1 protein-coding gene is annotated in these 474 nt (G+C 50.0%); it reads left to right on the top strand.

What is annotated here, in order from left to right; all coding sequences use genetic code 11:
• Window positions 1-474, top strand: a 474-nt coding sequence (locus H7U32_RS09975; protein WP_204469881.1) for a hypothetical protein, incomplete at both ends; no start/stop codon positions are given.

A 474-nucleotide genomic window follows, 5' to 3' on the forward strand; every position in this document is an offset into this window, starting at 1 on the left:
CCTTTATCCTGAGATAGAGGAGTTTGTAGGAGGTTCTGAGGTATTTGTATATTATATTGTGCGCAACGGTGTGATCGCTTTCTCTATGGCGAGTGAAATCGCGACGATGAGGGACAACGAGAGGGGGATGCCGTATCATGTCGCCAACCGGTTCCCGTCACATCATATTGAGCGAATTTACCGTGAATGTGACGACGCGTTCGTACGCCTTATTCGCTCGTTGGGGATACTGAACGGCTATGTAGGGCTGCAGTGCTTTGTCACAGATGACCGTGTTATGGTTCATGACCCCACATTCCGCATAGATGGGGCGAACGACCATGAAGTTGCCAAAATGATTACCGGGGTGAGCGACGTTGAACTCTACATCACCCATTCATTGACTGGACAATTTGGGACTCAGGCGGATGCGGATAAGCTCCGCTACCGTTCGGATTGGCCGATTTTTCTTCAAGTTGGGGTTATTCTCGGACC

Origin of the sequence: Bifidobacterium pullorum subsp. saeculare, assembly GCF_016899725.1 — a bacterium.
Lineage (GTDB): Bacteria > Actinomycetota > Actinomycetes > Actinomycetales > Bifidobacteriaceae > Bifidobacterium > Bifidobacterium pullorum_C.